The organism is Rhodococcus sp. DMU1 (genome assembly GCF_012272955.1).
Classification (GTDB): Bacteria; Actinomycetota; Actinomycetes; order Mycobacteriales; family Mycobacteriaceae; genus Rhodococcus; species Rhodococcus aetherivorans.
On sequence record NZ_CP050952.1, the window covers coordinates 3,777,866 to 3,794,282 of the forward strand.

15 protein-coding genes are annotated in these 16,417 nt (G+C 72.4%); 8 read left to right on the top strand and 7 right to left on the bottom strand.

Annotation, left to right across the window (positions count from 1 at the left end):
* The first annotated feature begins 95 nt into the window (after window positions 1-95).
* The gene (locus tag HFP48_RS17400; protein WP_037200991.1) at window positions 96-701 is read left to right on the top strand and encodes a PPA1309 family protein; all 606 of its coding nucleotides are present in this window, start codon (window positions 96-98) and stop codon (window positions 699-701) included.
* 20 nt (window positions 702-721) lie between these two features.
* On the opposite strand, the gene HFP48_RS17405 is transcribed toward HFP48_RS17400, so the two are convergent.
* The gene (locus HFP48_RS17405; RefSeq protein ID WP_168579798.1) at window positions 722-1,747 is read right to left on the bottom strand and encodes a PDZ domain-containing protein; all 1,026 of its coding nucleotides are present in this window, start codon (window positions 1,745-1,747) and stop codon (window positions 722-724) included.
* A gap of 88 nt (window positions 1,748-1,835) precedes the next feature.
* Here HFP48_RS17405 and HFP48_RS17410 point away from each other — a divergent pair, with 88 nt between their 5' ends.
* The 4 genes from HFP48_RS17410 to HFP48_RS17425 all read left to right on the top strand — a co-directional run bounded on the left by HFP48_RS17410 (window position 1,836) and on the right by HFP48_RS17425 (window position 5,778).
* A complete protein-coding gene (locus tag HFP48_RS17410; RefSeq protein ID WP_168579799.1) occupies window positions 1,836-3,338 on the top strand; it encodes a zinc-dependent metalloprotease in 1,503 nt (500 codons plus the stop codon).
* 93 nt (window positions 3,339-3,431) lie between these two features.
* The gene (locus tag HFP48_RS17415) at window positions 3,432-4,292 is read left to right on the top strand and encodes a TOMM precursor leader peptide-binding protein (protein WP_029544547.1); all 861 of its coding nucleotides are present in this window, start codon (window positions 3,432-3,434) and stop codon (window positions 4,290-4,292) included.
* Window positions 4,289-4,435: a hypothetical protein gene (locus tag HFP48_RS17420; RefSeq protein ID WP_168579800.1), complete on the top strand. Its 147-nt coding sequence runs from the start codon at window positions 4,289-4,291 to the stop codon at window positions 4,433-4,435. The genes HFP48_RS17415 and HFP48_RS17420 overlap by 4 nt, the downstream gene beginning before the upstream one ends.
* An 11-nt stretch (window positions 4,436-4,446) precedes the next feature.
* Window positions 4,447-5,778: an AarF/UbiB family protein gene (locus tag HFP48_RS17425; protein ID WP_029544549.1), complete on the top strand. Its 1,332-nt coding sequence runs from the start codon at window positions 4,447-4,449 to the stop codon at window positions 5,776-5,778.
* A 21-nt stretch (window positions 5,779-5,799) separates the two neighbouring features.
* On the opposite strand, the gene HFP48_RS17430 is transcribed toward HFP48_RS17425, so the two are convergent.
* Window positions 5,800-6,078: a WhiB family transcriptional regulator gene (locus HFP48_RS17430; RefSeq protein WP_043797088.1), complete on the bottom strand. Its 279-nt coding sequence runs from the start codon at window positions 6,076-6,078 to the stop codon at window positions 5,800-5,802.
* A gap of 383 nt (window positions 6,079-6,461) precedes the next feature.
* Window positions 6,462-8,594, bottom strand: coding sequence for an ATP-dependent DNA helicase UvrD2 (locus tag HFP48_RS17435; protein ID WP_246872430.1), 2,133 nt, complete (start codon window positions 8,592-8,594; stop codon window positions 6,462-6,464).
* Window positions 8,595-8,708: 114 nt separating this feature from the next.
* Between HFP48_RS17435 and HFP48_RS17440 the strand changes: the two genes are divergently transcribed.
* Entirely contained in the window at window positions 8,709-8,963 is a 255-nt protein-coding gene (locus HFP48_RS17440; RefSeq protein ID WP_029544555.1) for a mycoredoxin, read from the top strand.
* Between the two features lie 36 nt (window positions 8,964-8,999).
* On the opposite strand, the gene HFP48_RS17445 is transcribed toward HFP48_RS17440, so the two are convergent.
* Window positions 9,000-9,842: an SDR family NAD(P)-dependent oxidoreductase gene (locus tag HFP48_RS17445; RefSeq protein WP_081705050.1), complete on the bottom strand. Its 843-nt coding sequence runs from the start codon at window positions 9,840-9,842 to the stop codon at window positions 9,000-9,002.
* A gap of 103 nt (window positions 9,843-9,945) precedes the next feature.
* On the opposite strand from HFP48_RS17445, the gene HFP48_RS17450 reads away from it, so the two are divergent.
* Window positions 9,946-10,557 (top strand): TetR/AcrR family transcriptional regulator, encoded by a 612-nt coding sequence (locus HFP48_RS17450; protein WP_168579802.1) that lies wholly within the window; start codon window positions 9,946-9,948, stop codon window positions 10,555-10,557.
* Between the two features lie 5 nt (window positions 10,558-10,562).
* Here HFP48_RS17450 and nudC read toward each other — a convergent pair whose 3' ends face one another.
* Window positions 10,563-11,465 carry an NAD(+) diphosphatase gene (gene nudC / locus HFP48_RS17455; protein ID WP_006942772.1) on the bottom strand — a complete coding sequence of 301 codons (903 nt, stop codon included), beginning with the start codon at window positions 11,463-11,465 and terminating at the stop codon, window positions 10,563-10,565.
* 26 nt (window positions 11,466-11,491) lie between these two features.
* A complete protein-coding gene (locus tag HFP48_RS17460) occupies window positions 11,492-12,559 on the bottom strand; it encodes a potassium channel family protein (RefSeq protein ID WP_006942770.1) in 1,068 nt (355 codons plus the stop codon).
* A gap of 103 nt (window positions 12,560-12,662) precedes the next feature.
* Here HFP48_RS17460 and HFP48_RS17465 point away from each other — a divergent pair, with 103 nt between their 5' ends.
* The gene (locus tag HFP48_RS17465; protein ID WP_029544562.1) at window positions 12,663-13,055 is read left to right on the top strand and encodes a MauE/DoxX family redox-associated membrane protein; all 393 of its coding nucleotides are present in this window, start codon (window positions 12,663-12,665) and stop codon (window positions 13,053-13,055) included.
* Between the two features lie 6 nt (window positions 13,056-13,061).
* On the opposite strand, the gene HFP48_RS17470 is transcribed toward HFP48_RS17465, so the two are convergent.
* Window positions 13,062-16,412 carry an ATP-dependent DNA helicase gene (locus HFP48_RS17470; protein WP_246872431.1) on the bottom strand — a complete coding sequence of 1,117 codons (3,351 nt, stop codon included), beginning with the start codon at window positions 16,410-16,412 and terminating at the stop codon, window positions 13,062-13,064.
* Window positions 16,413-16,417: the final 5 nt, after the last annotated feature.

Below are 16,417 nucleotides of genomic sequence, written 5' to 3' on the forward strand. Positions count from 1 at the left end.
ACCCACGGCACTCGCGGTGACCGTTTCGCCCCACTCTACGGAATGAGGCGACCACCACGCCGCGCGGCGACGAGACCCGGCGACGATGCAAGGATATGTCCGTGAGCGACAGTCATCCCGTCCCGTCCGAAGACGCCCTGCGCCGGTGCGTCGGTGAGATCGTCGACTTCGTCGACGCCGGTGGCTGGGGACAGCCGCCGACGATGTTCGCGCTGGTGCCCACGGCCCTGCTGGCGGCGTCGGAACCCACCCTGCTCGACCAGCTCGACGAGGGCCACGAGTACACCCCGGTGGAGCAGGAGGCCTTCCCCGACGACGTCGAAGGCGGCAGCCCCGCCCTCGACGAGTTCCTCGCCACCACCAGCTGGCCTGATTCCGTCGCCGGCTGCGCCCTGGTGCAGGAGATCGTGGTGCTGCCCCCGAGCGCGGAGTCGGATCTCGACGACGCGCTGGTGCCGCTGCTCGCCGATCCGCACGCCGCCGACGAGGCCGCCCGGGCCGCGGCGCACGGGCACCCGGAGCGGCGCGATGCCCGCCTGATCGCGGCGGTCCTGCGCGACGGTCCGTCGCTGTCGCTGCTGCAGCTGAGGCCCACCGACGAGGACGACCCGTTCGCCGGGATCGAGCTGCGCACCTACGACAACCTCGCGCCGAACGTGGTGTCCGCCCTGTACGCGACCCTCGAACCGGGCGACGACTAGGACCGGTCCCGCACGACGGCCTAGCCGCAGGTGGGCGCGTCGCCGCCGGCGGCGAGGGAGCCGAGCGCGTCGATCGCGCCCTCGAGGGTCTCGACCTTGACCAGCCGCATCCCGTCGGGGGCGTCGCTCTGTGCCTCGGCGCAGTTGTCGGCGGGCACGAGGAACACCGTGGCGCCGTCCTCCGCCGCCCCGACGAGCTTGTGGGTGATGCCGCCGATCGGGCCGACGACCCCGTCGGATTCGATGGTGCCGGTGCCTGCGACGACCTCGCCGCCGCTGAGCTCGCCGGGGCTGAGCTTGTCGACCACGGCGAGGCTGAAGATCAGCCCCGCCGACGGGCCACCGACGTCGGCGAGGTTGAACGTCACGTCGAACGGCACGTCCGGGACCTCCTCGGGGCTGATGCCGAGGAAGCCCTTGTCCGGATCGTCGGGGCGGGCTCCCACGGTCACCGAGGCGGTCTGCTCGACCCCGTCGCGCACGAGCACGACGTCGACCGGGGTGCCGGGCGCGACCGCGGCGACGGCCCGCTGCACGCTGCCGGCGGTGGTCACCGGCTCCCCGGCGACGGTGACGAGCCGGTCGCCCTCGCGCAGCACGCCGGCGGAGGGCCCGGACTCGCCGACCCTGGCGACGCGCAGGACGACGGGCAGGTCGAGGTGGTGCAGGGCGGCGAGTTCCGCGCTGCGTTCGGACTGCTCGAACTGGGCGGCGTCCGCCTCCTTGACCTGCTCCCTGGTCGCGGTGGGCGGGTAGATCTGCTCGCGGGGGGCGATCCCGTACCGGCTGCCCAGCCACGCCGAGAGCGCCTGCGCCACGGTCAGGCGGTCGCTGACCCCGACCGTGGTCATCACGAGCTCGCCACTGGTGGGGTCGGTGTCGGCGCCCTCGATGGCGACGACAGCCTTGCCGTCGATCTCGCCGAGGGTGTCGAACGTCGGGCCCGGACCGAGCGCCACGTACGGCACCTTCACGTTCAGCGCCACCGTCACCAGCAGCAGCGCGGGGAACAGCGCCGCCAGGATCGTCACGAGCCGTCGATTCACCCGGCCAGGGTATCCGGAGCGGCGATGTTCGCGATCAGCGTGATCGCGGGGGCCGCCACCCCGCGGTGCGCCTTGTACCGTTGACGACATGAGCGACACGCCTTTCGGATTCTCGAATCCCGACGACGACCCGGACCGCAGGAAGGATTCCGGTTCCGGCGCCGAGGGATCCGGCGCCGAGGGTGCCGGTCCGGAAGGCGCCGGGTCCCAGGGCGGCGCCACCGGCGGGTTCCCCTTCGGTTTCGGGGCCCCCGGCGCAGGCGGTGCCCCGTTCGGCGCGAGCGGCGACAACCCGTTCGGCGCGCAGGGCTTCGACCCGGCGGCGCTCGGGCAGATGCTGACACAGTTCGGTCAGATGCTCAGCGGCATGGGCAGCGCGGTGGGGTCCGGCGGTTCCGGGCCGGTCAACTACGAGGTGGCCGGCAAGCTCGCCCGCCAGCAGATCGGCTCCGTCACCCCGGTGTCGTCCGGGTCGGCGGATGCCGTCCGGGACGCCGCACATCTGGCGGAACTGTGGCTCGACGGGGCGACGACCCTGCCCGCGGGCGCGACCCGCACCGTCGCGTGGACGCCCGTCGACTGGCTCGACAACACGCTCGAGACGTGGAAACGCCTGTGCGATCCGGTGGCCGAGCAGGTCAACGGCATGTGGATGCAGGGCCTGCCGGAAGAGGCCCGGGCGATGGCCGGGCCGATGCTCGGCATGTTCTCCCAGATGGGCGGGCTGGCGTTCGGTTCCCAGCTCGGCCAGGCCCTCGGGCAGCTCGCCAAGGAGGTCCTGACCTCGACCGACATCGGCCTGCCGCTCGGGCCCGCGGGCACCGCGGCGCTGATGCCCGCCGCGATCGAGGCGTTCGGTGACGGACTCGAGCAGCCGGCCCAGGAAGTCCTGGTCTTCCTCGCCGCCCGAGAGGCGGCACACCAACGGCTCTACAGCCACGTGCCGTGGCTGCGCTCGCGCCTGCTGTCCACTGTGGAGGACTACGCGCGTGGCATCCGGATGGACTTCTCCGCGATCGAGGACCTCGCCCAGGGTATCGATCCCATGGCGCTGACGGATCCGTCGAAGATCGAGGAACTGCTCAAGGGTGCGGCGTTCGAGCCGCAGACCACCCCCGAGCAGAAGCAGGCCCTCGAACGCCTCGAAACGCTGCTCGCCCTGGTCGAGGGCTGGGTGGAGACCGTGGTCGCCGACGCGCTCGGCGACCGGCTGCCCGGGGTGGCCGCGCTGAGCGAGACGCTGCGCCGCCGCCGCGCGAGCGGCGGGCCCGCCGAGCAGACCTTCGCGACTCTCGTCGGTCTCGAGTTGCGGCCGCGGAAGCTGCGCGAGGCCGCGGCCCTGTGGCGCCGGCTCACCACCGATGCCGGGCCGGACGCGCGGGACAAGGTATGGGCGCACCCGGATCTGCTGCCGGACTCGTCGGACCTCGACAACCCGGCCGCGTTCCTCGACCGCGTCATCGGCGGAGAAGCGGCGGCGTTCGACGATCCGATCGCCCAGTTGCGCGAGACCGAGGCGCGCGAACGCGCCGAGCGGGAGAAGGGCGAGCCGGGCTCCGGCGAGTCCACCGATCCCGACGAATCCGCCTGAACGCACATCGGGCCAGGTAGGCGCCGGTTTTACCCTGTGGACAACCCGCCTCGGGCACAGGTGGTGCGGCGGGTTTGCTGTCAGGCTGACGGCATGACCACGGCAACGCATCCACAGTCCGGACCGGCGCTCGACCCTGCCCTCGAGGTGCTCCACCGACCGGACGGCACGGTGCAACTCGGGTGGGGCCCGGACACGGCGGCCGTCCTGTCCCCCGGCGCGGGGCTCGACGCGTTCGGCCTCTCGACGGTGCTGCGCCTGCTCGACGGGCGCTCGTCGCGCGAGGAGATCCTCGCCCGCACCGCGCGGGCGGGGCTGCCGGGCGCCGCCGTCACCGCCCTGCTCGACGAGCTGACCGCCCTCGGTGCGGTCCGGGATCCCGGCGTAGCCGCGCTGCAGGTCCCCCGGGTGCGGGTGCACGGGCGCGGGCCGCTGGCAGACGCGCTGGTCGCCCAACTGACGGTGTCGGGCACGCGGCTGCGCCGGTCCGCCGTCTACACCGGCGACAGCGACGTCGCCCGCTGGGACGCGCAGTGCGTGCTGCTCACCGACGCGCTGGTGCCCGACCCCGGTCTCGTCCGCGAGCTGATGCGGCACCGTGTGCCGCATCTGCCCGTACTGCTGCGCGACGGCCGCGGCATCGTCGGCCCCTTCGTCGTCCCGGGCCGCACGAGCTGCCTGCGCTGCGCCGATCTGACCCGCACGGATCTCGATCCGCACTGGCCGCAGCTGGCCGCCCAGCTGTGCGACCGCGTCGGGTGTGCGGAGCCCGCAGCGGTATTGGCGACCGCGGCCCTCGCCCTCGGACAGCTCGACGCGATTCTCGCCGCCTCGCCGTCCACGCCGCCCGCGACGTTGGACCGGACCCTCGAGGTGGATCTGCGCAGCCATCGACTCACGTCGCGGCGCTGGTTCCGGCACCCGGACTGCGGGTGCGGAGGCACACCCGCGTGAAGCGGCGCACCGCGCCGGTGACGCAGCGGCGCACCGCGCCGGTGACGCAGCGGCGCACCGCGCCGGTGACGCAGCGGCGCACCGCGCCGGTGACGCAGCGGCGCACCGCGCCGGTGACGCAGCGGCGCACCGCGCCGGTCTGACGCCGTCAGGCATGATGGTGGGCGTGGCCGAAATCCCCCGCAGAAGCAGTTCCCGCACCGCCAAGCTCGCCAGCATCCCCCTCGGGATCGCCGGTCGCGCCGCGGTGGGATTCGGCCGGCGTCTGGCCGGCGGGGACCGCGAGGAGATCGATGCCGAGCTTGCGGCGAAGGCGGCCGAGCAGCTGTTCACGGTGCTCGGCGAGCTCAAGGGCGGAGCCATGAAGGTGGGCCAGGCGCTGAGCGTGATGGAAGCCGCGGTGCCGGAGGAGTTCGCCGAGCCGTACCGGGAGGCGCTGACGAAGCTGCAGTCGGCGGCGCCGCCGCTGCCGGCCAAGGCGGTCCATCGCGTCCTCGATCAGCAGCTCGGCGCCCGCTGGCGGGAGCGCTTCGCCTCGTTCGACGACATTCCCACCGCCTCGGCGAGCATCGGCCAGGTCCACCGGGCGGTGTGGGCGGACGGCCGCGAGGTCGCGGTGAAGGTTCAGTACCCGGGCGCCGACGAGGCGCTGCGCGCCGATCTGCGCACCCTGTCGCGGTTCGCGGGACTGTTCGCGACGGTAATGCCGGGCACCGACGTGCGGGCCGTGCTCGACGAGCTGACCGCGCGCACCGAGGAGGAGCTCGACTACCGGATCGAGGCCGACAACCAGCGGACGTTCGCCAGGGTGTTCGCCGACGATCCCCGGTTCGTCGTGCCGCGGGTCGTCGCCAGCTCCCCGAAGGTCTTTGTCACCGAATGGCTCACGGCGACACCGCTTTCCATGATCATCGCCGAGGGAACCCGCGAGCAGCGCAACCGGGCCGGGGCGCTGCTGGCCGAGTTCCACTTCGCGTCCCCGGCACAGGTGGGGCTGCTGCACTGCGATCCGCACCCGGGCAACTTCATGCTGCTCGACGACGGCCGGCTCGGCGTCATCGACTTCGGTGCCACGGCCGCGATGCCGAACGGGTTGCCGCCGGTGCTGGGCCGGATGGTGCGGCTGGCCCTCGAGGAGCGCTTCGACGAGCTGACCACGCTGCTCTACGAGAACCGGTTCGTCCTGCCGGGCCGGGAGGTCACCGAGCAGGAGATCGCGGACTACCTGCGCCCGTTCACGGATCCGATCCACACGGAGTCGTTCCACTTCACCCGGGCCTGGCTGCAGAAGGCGGCGGGCACCGCCACCGACTTCTCCGGATCCAACTTCCGCACTGCGCGGGCACTGAACCTGCCGCCGGAGTACGCGAACATCGTCCGCGTACTCCTCGGCTCCGTCGGTATCTGCGCGCAACTGGACGCGCACGCGCCGTACATGCGGATCCTGTCGGCGTGGCTGCCGGGATTCACCGATCCGGTGGACTGACCTCCCGGCAGCCGGTCCGGCCTAGGCGCACACCAGTTCCTTGCGGGGGCGTCCCCGCGGACGCTTGCGGGCGACGACGACACCCCGTTCGAAGATCTCGCCGCCCCACACGCCCCACGGCTCGGCACGGTCGAGTGCCGCGGCGAGGCAGTGGGCGCGGATCGGGCACCGGCCGCACAGCGCCTTGGCTCGCTCCAGTTCGGTCGGTGATTCGGCGAACCACAGGTCCGGATCGCCGTCGCGGCAAGGCAACTCGCGCACGCGCGTCGTATGGTCGACGTCGAGCGTTGCGGTCTGCACGATGGATGTCTCCTCTGTCTGGTTCGGATGCGATGCGCGAACCGGGCAGAAGACGAAGAAGGCCACGGTCCGCTGGGCGGTGTCCGTGGCCGGAAGGCGAATGAAGATTACCGGGGTGAACCTCGGTGGCTTCGGGGCACGGACGAAGGGGCGGCTGCTCGCACGCGGGCGACGCGCGGAGTGCACGCGCCGGCGGCGACGGGGGCGCCGGCGACGGGGGCGGCGACCACCACTGCAGCTGCATCGAAGCCGAGCATCGGGGCCACCTCCTTCGTCGTCCGCGCACGGGCCTTTCCCGTGACATCGACCTCCAGCCTAGGAACTCGGCCGTCGATCGCACAACCCATTTTCTACCTGCGGTTTTACCGCAGCTTTGCGAACCGCTAGAGATCGAGGGTATCGGGCGCGCGTTCACCGCGCACGACGGCGAGCACGTCCGCGCCGAACTGCTCGAGTTTCTTCGCCCCGATGCCGGGGATGGCGACGAGGGCACGGTCGTCGCCCGGCCGCTGCTCAGCGATCGCGATGAGCGTGTTGTCGCTGAACACCACGTAGGCGGGGACCTTCATCTCCTTGGAACGTTCCCGGCGCCAGTCCTTCAGCGCCATCAGCAGCGATTCGTCCAGGTCCGACGGGCAGCCCTCGCAGCGCCCGAGCATGGTCGCGGACGACCCCATCAGAGGCTTTCCGCACACGCGGCACTGCGGCCGCTTACGTTTCGGCGACGCGGGGGCCGCGATCCGGGAGGCCGGCGAGTCGTCGGGGATCAGACCGTGCAGGAACCGGGACCGCCGCCGCGACCGGCGGCCGCCCTCGGTGCGCGAGAGCGCCCAGGACAGTTGCAGGTGCACGCGGGCGCGGGTGACCCCGACGTACAGCAGGCGGCGCTCCTCCTCGATGCCGGCCTCGTCGGGCGGCGTGGAGCTGTCGCCGACGACGTGCACGATGGGCAGGGTCCCGTCGGTGAGGCCGACGAGGAAGACCGCGTCCCATTCCAGGCCCTTGGCCGCGTGCAGCGACGCGAGCGTCACGCCCTGCACCGTCGGCGGGTGCCGCGCCTCGGCCCGCGCCGCCAGGTCACGCAGCAGACCGTCGAGATCGAGGTCGGGCTCGTGCCCGAGGAGCTCCTCGGTCAGCTGCACGAGCGCCCGCAGCGATTCCCACCGTTCACGGGCCTGCGCACCGGCAGGCTCGGCCTCGGTCAGGCCGAGCGGGGCGAGCACCGCCCGCACCAGCGTGACGAGGGCGGCGCCGCGATCGGCGCCCTCGGGCAGGTCGTCGCGGCCGTGGGCCTGCCGCAGCGCGCCGACCGCCTGGCGCACCTCGGCGCGGGTGAAGAAGCCCTCGCCGCCGCGGACCTGATACGGGATACCGGCCTCGGTGAACGCCTGCTCGTAGGCCTCCGACTGGGCATTGATGCGGTAGAGCACCGCGATCTCGGCGGCGGGCACCCCCGATCCCAGCAGCTTCGCGATCGACTTGGCCACGGCCTGCGCCTCGGCGGGCTCGTCGTCGTACTCGGCGAACGCCGGCTCGGGTCCGGGCGGGCGCTGGCCGACGAGCTGGAGCCGGGTCCCGGCGATGCGGCCGCGTGCCGCACCGATGACCCGGTTGGCGAGGGACACCACCTGAGGCGTGGAACGGTAGTCGCGTTCGAGCCGGACCACGGTGGCGTCCGGGAATCGGCGGGAGAAGTCGAGCAGATACTGCGGGGTGGCACCCGTGAACGAGTAGATCGTCTGATTCGCGTCGCCGACGACGGTGAGGTCGTCGCGGTCGCCGAGCCACGCGTCGAGCACGCGCTGCTGCAGGGGCGTGACGTCCTGGTACTCGTCGACGACGAAGCAGCGGTAACGGTCGCGGAACTCGTCGGCGACGGCGGTGTGCTCCTCGAGCGCGGCGGCCGTGTGCAGCAGCAGGTCGTCGAAGTCGAGGAAGATACCGTCGTCGCGCACCTTGAGGGACTCGTAGCCGGCGTAGACGGCAGCCACCCGTCCGGCGTCGGCGGGGGGCTCACGCCGGGCCCGGGCCACCGCGGCCGGGTAGTCCTCCGGCGCGACGAGCGAACCCTTGGCCCACTCGATCTCCGAGAGCAGGTCGCGCACGGTGTCGGTGTCGGTGGCGAATCCGGCACGGTGCGCGGCCTGGGAGACGACGGCGAACTTGCGGTCGAGCAGCTGCCACGGCGTGTCGCCGACCACTCGCGGCCAGAAGTAGCGCAGCTGCCGCAGCGCGGCGGCGTGGAAGGTACGCGCCTGCACCTGCGGCCCCGAGCCGCCCACCCCGAGTTCGCGCAGCCGGCCGCGCATCTCCCCGGCGGCGCGGGCGGTGAACGTGACGGCGAGGACCTGGCCGGCCGCGACGTGTCCGTGGGACACCAGGTGCGCGATGCGGCGGGTGATGGTCCGGGTCTTTCCCGTCCCGGCACCGGCGAGGACACACACCGGGCCCCGCGGCGCGAGGACCGCCGCCGCCTGCTGGGGATCCAGGCCCTCCACCGATGCATCTGCTCGCATGGGCTCCATCATGGCAGGACGCGGTGACAGGCCTCCGGCCCACACCGACTGTGGTGGAGAACACATTTCACCGTCGCGCGGAACAGCGGGTGCCCCGGAGTTGTTGTGCGCACCGTGACTACGACCGATGCTCCCGCCCTGACGCTCTACACCACCGACTGGTGCGGCTACTGCCGCCGCCTCAAGAGCCAGCTCGACGAGCACGGCATCGGCTACGCCGAGATCGACATCGAGGCCGACCCGTCCGCCGCCGAGTTCGTCGGCAGCGTCAACGACGGAAACCACGTGGTCCCCACGGTGAAGTTCGCCGACGGCAGCACCGCGACCAATCCCCCGCTGTCCGCGGTCAAGCAGGCGCTCGGTCTCTAGCCGACGGCACCGCATCCGCCGGGAGCACCGAGGAGCTCAGGTGGTGTATCCCGGCGGGGCCGGCACGGCGTGTTCGGCTGCCCGGCTGACCTGCTCCCATGCCGCCCAGTCCCGGATGCGCTCCTGCGCGAGTCCGACCGCGGCGTCGTAGACGACGCTGCCGAGGATCAACCGTCTCGGCGGGGCGTCGCTGTCCACGGCTGCCCGGACCGCGGCCGCGGCGAGCGCCGGCTCGCTGTCGACGCCGCCGGCGGCCGACGTCGCTGCCATCTCGGCGCGCAGCGCCGCATAGTCGTCGAGCGGCGCAGTGGCGGGCATGTCCTTGTACAGGTCCGTCCAGTATCCGCCGGGTTCGACGATCGTCACGGCGACCCCGAAGTGTGCAGCCTCGGCAGCGACCGCCTCGCTCAGTCCTTCCAGTGCGAACTTGCTGGCGCTGTACAACCCGGTGGTGGGAAATGCCGCGATCCCCGCAACACTGGAGATCTGCAGCAGGTGGCCCGGGCGCCGGCGCAGCGCCGGCAACACCGCCTGCGTGACCCACAGCGCTCCGAAGAAGTTGGTCTCCATCTGAGCGCGTGCCTGCTCCTCGGTGAACTCCTCGACGAAGCCCGTCCACATCGTCCCGGCGTTGTTGACGACGACATCGAGGCGCCCGAAGTGGTCGACAACCCGATCGACCGCCGCGAACACCGCCGACCGGTCGGTCACGTCGACGTCGACGGTGAGCACCCGCTCGTCGTCCCGGAACTCGGGCACGGCGGTTGCGGTGCGGGCAAGAGCGGCCACCCGGTCTCCTGCGGTGAGCGCCTCCCGGGTGAACGCTCGGCCTAGCCCTCGACTTGCTCCCGTGACCAGCCATATCCGCTGCTCGACCATACCGGCACCTCCTCGAATCTAGACGAGACGGATCGTCTCGCCATGCGAGTATGCGACCCTCGTTCCCTCTTGTCAAGACGGTCCGTCTCGTCTCGGTTTGGCTATGCTGGGTTCCATGCCGCCGAGAACCACCCGCCGCAGCGACGCCGCCCGGACAGCGATCCTGACCGCCGCGGTGGAGTTGGTCGGTGAAGTGGGCTACAGCAAGTCGAGCATCGAGGCGATCGCTGCCCGAGCCGGCGTCGGGAAACAGACCATCTACCGGTGGTGGTCGTCGAAGGGATCGGTGCTGCTCGACGCCTACCTCAACGCAAACGTGGGCGGCGAACCGGAGGACCCGCAGGGCCTACCGAACACGGGCGATCTCGTCGCCGACATGAGGGCGGTGCTGCGCGCCACCGTCGACGAACTGAACGATCCCCGGTTCGAACGGCCGTTGCGCGCGCTGACCGTCGCCGTACTCGAGGACGAGTTCCTGGCCGCCGAATACTCCCGTCGTCTCGACGAGCCGACGCGGCAGATGAAGAAGGAGCGGCTGCGCGCGGCGCAGCGACAGGGTCAGCTGTCCCCCGATGTGGATCTCGACGCCGTCGTCGACACCCTCTTCGCCCCCGTCGCCCAGCGCTGGCTGCTGCGCTCCGGTCCGCTGACCTACGAATACACCGATCACCTCGTCGAGACCGTGCTCACCGGTCTGCCGAGGCCGGGGTCCTGACCGGTTCAGTTCCCCCGGACCCAGCCCTCCAGCATGCCCCGGGCGATCGAGATCGATCCCGGCAGCAACAACGGGGCGTCGGCCGGGGAGGCCCAGTCGCCGAGCGCCAGCGCGGCCCGCACCTCGTCGCGGGTGAACCAACGGGCCTCGGCGATCTCCCCGTCGAGGAAGGCCAGCGGATGCTCCGGATCGGCGACGGCGGAGAACCCGATCATCACCGACCGCGGGAACGGCCACGGCTGGCTGCCGAGGTACCGCACGTCTCGCACGTCGACGCCGACCTCCTCGCGGATCTCCCGCACGACGCAGGACTCGAGCGACTCCCCCGCCTCGACGAACCCGGCGAGCACGGAGAACCGTCGCTCCGGCCACACCGGCTGTCGCGCCAGCAGGACCCGGTCCGCGCCGTCGTGCACGAGACAGATGATCGCCGGGTCGGTACGCGGGAACTCCTCGTGACCGGTGCTGGTGCTGATCCTCGACCAGCCGGACAGGGTCGGCTCGGTCGGCGCTCCGTCCAGTGAACTGAAGCCCGCGTTGTCGTGCCAGTTGAGCAGGGCCACCGCGGTCACCATCAGACCCGCGTCGGCGTCGTCGAGCCGCTCCCCGACCCGGCGCAGGTCGGCGACCGTTCCGGTCTGCGCGAGCACCCGGATCGCCCACACGTGCCGGTCGCCGCGCACACCGAGGAACACCGCGCCGGGAACCGGCTCGGGTCCCAGCTCCACCGCCGCGGCGAACACCAGGGCGTCGCCGTCCACCGGCACCTGCCCGCGACGATCGACCCGCAGCAGATGGGCCCGGGACCAACCGTCGTGCAGGGCCGCGGCGTCGCCCCGCAACTCCTCGGCGCGGTCGACGACCGCACGGGAGAGCAGGGGGGTGTCGGACAGCTGGAAACGGCTCACGACTGCACCCTAGCGGCGGCGCGGGCTCAGCCCGACACCCGCCGGATGTAGAGCAGCTTGTCGTCCGCCTCCACGGCGTCGACCTCGGGGGACCCCACGCGCAGCAGGCGGCCGTCGCGCACGACTCCGAGCACGATGTCGGACAGGTGCCGGGGCGATCCACCCACTTCGTTCGGTTCGACGTCGCGTTCGGCGATCGCGAATCCCGCCTCCGGGGTGAGCAGATCCTCGATCATCTCCACGACGCTCGGCGTCGTGGTGGCGATGCCGAGCAACCGGCCCGCCGTCTCGGACGAGATGACCACCGAGTCCGCGCCCGATTGACGCAGCAGATGCGTGTTCTCCGATTCGCGGATGGCCGCGACGATCTTCGCCCTCGGGGCGATCTCGCGGGCGCTGAGCGTGACGAGCACCGCGGTGTCGTCGCGGTTGGCGGCGACGATGATCGCGGCGGCGTGCTGAACGCCCGCCAGGCGCAGCACATCCGACTTCGTCGCCGAGCCCTGTACCGTCACCAGCCCCTGCCCGGCGGCGGTCTCGAGTACCACCGGATCGGTGTCGACGACGACGATGTCCGACGGCGGAACCCCGTCGCCCAGCATCGCATCCACCGCGGTACGGCCCTTGGTGCCGTATCCGACGACGACGGTGTGATTACGCACGCGGCGCCTCCAACGCTGAATCTTGAACGCCTGGCGCGAACTCTCGGTCAGTGCCGAGAGCGTGGTACCGACCAGGACGATGAGGAAGAAAATCCGCAACGGCGTGACGACCAGGACGTTGATCAGTCTCGCCTCGGGTGTGAACGGGGTGATGTCGCCGTAGCCGGTGGTCGACAGCGAGACGGTCGCGTAGTAGATGCAGTCCAGCAGCGACAGTGCGTCGCCCTGGGCGTCGCGGTAGCCGTCCCGGTCGAGGTAGACCACCAGCACGGCGAATGTCAACGCCACCACCGCATATCCGACGCGGCGAGTGATGGCCCGGCTCGGGCTCGTCTGCAGCTGCGGCACCCGCAGGATGCCCACCAGTGCGAAGTCCGGGCGCTCGGTGAGCACGTCGGAACGGCTGAAGCGGGCACGCAACCTACCCGGCATGGCGGCGCTCCCGCGGCGTTCTCGGCTCCGGTGACGCGGTCACCGACGTTCTCGTTGCTGACATCGGCTCGCAGCCTACGCGTCGGCCGCTAGTGTGGCGCGCATGTCCACACTCCCGTCCCAGCGCGCGGCGCTGCGGCTGTCCGCGCTCCTCCTCGGAGCGGGCGCGGCGCACTTCGCCTCCCCCCGGCCGTTCGACCGGATCGTGCCGACGGCGCTGCCGGGTTCGCCACGCACCTATACCTACGTCTCCGGGGTGGCCGAGCTGACCGCCGGGACGGCGCTTGCGATTCCGCGGACCCGGCGGCTCGGCGGGACGCTGGCCGCGGCCCTGCTGATCGCGGTGTTCCCCGCCAACGTGCAGATGGCCGTGACATGGCTGCGCAGCGAGCGGCTCTCCCCGGCCGCGAAGGCGGTCGCGGTGGCCCGGCTGCCGCTGCAGGTGCCCCTGATCGCCCAGGCTCTCACGGCGCGGCGCAACGCCCCGCGCCGCTGACCGCCGCTATCGCTCGCCGGCCGACGGGCGGTCCGCGCCGGCGCTGCGCACCAACCGGTCCAGCCGCTCGGCGCCGGGCAGGTCCTCCGGCGCGATGGTCCGCCCGGTGCGCACGTAGTGGAATGCGGCCCGCACCTTGTCGAGAGGCGGCACGGCCGGTCGGCCCGTCGCGCGGAACGTGCGGGCGGCCATCAGCTGCGCCCAGGCCAGTCGGTACGCGGCCAGCTGCATCGCCACCGCCTCGAGCCGGTCCTCGTCGGGCTCGGCGCCGGTCTTCCAGTCGATGACCGTCCAGCCGCCGTCCGAGTCCTCGAACACCGCGTCGATCCGGCCACGGATCACCACCCCGGCCAGCGACGTCTCGAACGGAACCTCCACCTCCACCGGGCTGCGCTGCGCCCACCGCGAGCGCAGGAACGCCTCCTGGAGCCGGTCGAGTTCGGTCTCGTCGCCGCCGGCGTCGTCCGCGCCGGGCAGTTCGTCGAGGTCGAGCAGCCGCGTGGCGCCGTATCGCCGTTCGAGCCAGGCGTGGAAGGCGGTGCCGCGGCGCGCCAGCGGATTCGGCCGGAACGGCAACGGACGGCGCAGCCGCGCCGCCAGCGCGGCCGGGTCCGCGGCCAGATCCACCAGCTGGCTGACCGACATCTGGGCGGGCAGCATCACCTCGGCACGCTGCTCGGCGCGCCGGGCCCGCTCGGCGAGCAGCGCGTCGACGTCCGCGGCCCAGTCGTCGGGGTCGTCGTCCGGGGTCGCCGGGGGTTCGGGTTCGGGCTCCTCGAGCATCGCGAGGACCAGGGCCGCGCCCTGCTCGACGAAGGGACGCCGCACCCCGAGGGGATCGCGCGGCCACACGGCGGTGTGTGGATCCGCGGTCATCGGGTTCTCGGTGCCCGGCTCCGGCGCCGGGGCCCAGGTCTCGATGCGGCCGAGCCCGGGTCGCGCCGCCACCAGCTCGTGCAGTTCGGACAGGAACGGGGACGGTCCCTTCGGGTCCGTTCCGGACTCGGCCCAGTGGTGCCCGGAGACGAACAGGGCCCGCTCCGTGCGGGTGAGCGCGACGTAGAACAGGCGCCGGTCCTCGTCCAGTTTCCGGCGCTTGAGGGCGTCCTTGTGCGTGTCGATGCAGTTCTCGAGCGATTTGCGGTCGTAGACCTCGTCGAGATCGAGGACGGGGACGCCGTCGCTGTTCTCGCCCGGCAGCGCCCGGTCGCCGCGCAGCGACGGCGGCAGTTCCCCGAGGGCGCCGAGCCATGTGCTGCCGGCCGTCGACGAGGGGAACACCCCGGCGGTCAGGTGCGGGACCGCCACCACCTCCCATTCGAGGCCCTTGGCCGAGTGCACGGTCAGCACCTGCACCCGTTCGGTGGCGACCTGCACCTCGCCCGGAGCGAGTCCGCCCTCGATCGCCTCGGCGGCGGAGAGGTAGGCGAGCAGGCCGGTCAGCGTCGCCGAACCGCGGCTCGCGTACCCGGCGACCACGTCCGCAAAGGCGTCGAGGTTCTCCCGGCCGACACCGCCGTCGCTGCCCGCGCGGGCCTGCGCCTCGATGCCGATGCCGAGAACCCGCTCCACCTCGGCGACGAGCTCCGTCAGCGGCTGGCCCAGCCGCTCCCGCAGGGACGCCAGCTCCTTGCCCAGCGCGACGATGCGCGCGTAACCGAACTCCGAATACCGATGCGGCGGACCGGGATCGGAGAGTGCGTCGGCGATCCCGGCCTGTTCGGACTGCTCGCCCGGCAGGGCGCTGTCGAGCGCCTCGGCGAGGGCGGCCGAGTCGCTGACCGTGCCGGCGACGCCGAAGCGGCCGCCGATGGCGAGTTCGCCGGCCCGGCGCCACAGCGCCTTCAGGTCGGCGGCGCCGAGCTGCCAGCGGGCACCGGTCAGCACCCGCACGGCCGCGCTACCGGCCGTGGGGTCCGCGGCCAGCCGCAGCATCGCGATCACGTCCGCCACCTCGGGGGTGTGCAGCAGGCCGCCGAGACCGACCACCTCGACGGGCAGGCCGTGGGCTCGCAGCGCCTCCGCGATCGGCGCGGCGTCGGCGTTGCGGCGCACCAGCACCGCCGCTGTCGGCGGCGACGCCTCGGCGGCCCGGGCGGCCGCGTACTCGGCGGCGATCCGCCCGGCCACCCATTCCCGTTCGGCCTCCACGTCCGGATGCAGGGCGAGCCGGACGTCGCCGGGGGTCGGCTCCGGCTTCGCCCGCAGCGTGCTGACCTGGACACCCTTGTGCCGCAACGGTTCCGATGCCAGATTTGCCAGCTCCAGCGCCTCTGGGGGGTTGCGCCAGCTGGTGAGCAACTCGAGCCGGGGCGCGGGGCTGCCGTCCGGCAGCGGGAAGTCCGTCGAGAACCGGGGCAGGTTCGCCGCGGACGCGCCACGCCATCCGTAGATCGACTGCATCGGATCGCCCACCGCGGTCACCGCGGGCATCCGCTCCGAGGCGCCGCCGGACAGGGGACCGCCGAACAGCGACGACAGGAGGACACGCTGCGCGTGGCCGGTGTCCTGGTACTCGTCGAGCAGCACCACCCGGAAGCGGGCCCGCTCGGCGCGGCCGACCTCCGGGTGGTCGCGGGCCATCCGGGCGGCGAGCGACATCTGGCTGCCGAAATCCAGCGCGCCCTCGCGGCGCAGCGTCTGCGCCAAGCGCTCGACCAGGGGCAGCAACTCGATCCGGGCCTGCTGCGCGTCGAGGATGTTCAGCAGGGTCTTCGACGGTCCCCCACGCTGATTCGGGCCGGCGGGCAGCGTGTGCACGAGCTTGTCCAGCTCGGTGTGCGCGACGCGCAGGTCCTCCGGCTCGACGAGGTGCTCGGCGAGCTGCCCCGACAGGGCCAGCACGCACTCGGTGACCGACGCGGGATTGCGGTCGGTGTCGAGGTCGCCGTCCCAGGCGCTGACCACGCGGTACGCGAGCTGCCACAGCTCGGTCTCGGACAGCAGGGTCGCCGACGGTTCGATGGGCAGCAGCAGCCCGTGCTCACCGAGCAGGCGCCCGGCGTACGCGTGATAGGTGCCCACCTCCGGCTCGCCGGCGAGGATGCGGGCGCGCAGCCCGCCGGTCGGGTCGAGGTCGCGCACCAGCGCCGATCCGGCGAGCTTCGCCAGCCGCCGGCGGATCCGGGTGGTGAGCTGCTGGGCGGCCTTGCGGGTGAACGTCAGGCCCAGCACCTGTTCCGGGTCGACGAAGCCGTTCGCGACGAGCCAGACCACGCGCGCCGCCATCGTCTCGGTCTTGCCGGCGCCGGCGCCGGCGACGACGAGCGTGGGCTGCAGCGGCGCCTCGATCACCGCGGCCTGCTCGCCGGTCGGCGGGAACTGCCCGAGCGCGGCGGCCAGCTCGACCGCACTCACCGTCG

Coding starts and splice junctions, on each gene's coding strand:
- HFP48_RS17400 (WP_037200991.1), top strand. CDS start 96: ATGTCCGTGAGCGACAGTCATCCCGTCCCGTCCGAAGACGCCCTGCGC.
- HFP48_RS17410 (WP_168579799.1), top strand. CDS start 1,836: ATGAGCGACACGCCTTTCGGATTCTCGAATCCCGACGACGACCCGGAC.
- HFP48_RS17415 (WP_029544547.1), top strand. CDS start 3,432: ATGACCACGGCAACGCATCCACAGTCCGGACCGGCGCTCGACCCTGCC.
- HFP48_RS17425 (WP_029544549.1), top strand. CDS start 4,447: ATGATGGTGGGCGTGGCCGAAATCCCCCGCAGAAGCAGTTCCCGCACC.
- HFP48_RS17435 (WP_246872430.1), bottom strand. CDS start 8,594: ATGCGAGCAGATGCATCGGTGGAGGGCCTGGATCCCCAGCAGGCGGCG.
- HFP48_RS17445 (WP_081705050.1), bottom strand. CDS start 9,842: ATGGTCGAGCAGCGGATATGGCTGGTCACGGGAGCAAGTCGAGGGCTA.
- HFP48_RS17450 (WP_168579802.1), top strand. CDS start 9,946: ATGCTGGGTTCCATGCCGCCGAGAACCACCCGCCGCAGCGACGCCGCC.
- HFP48_RS17460 (WP_006942770.1), bottom strand. CDS start 12,559: ATGCCGGGTAGGTTGCGTGCCCGCTTCAGCCGTTCCGACGTGCTCACC.
- HFP48_RS17465 (WP_029544562.1), top strand. CDS start 12,663: ATGTCCACACTCCCGTCCCAGCGCGCGGCGCTGCGGCTGTCCGCGCTC.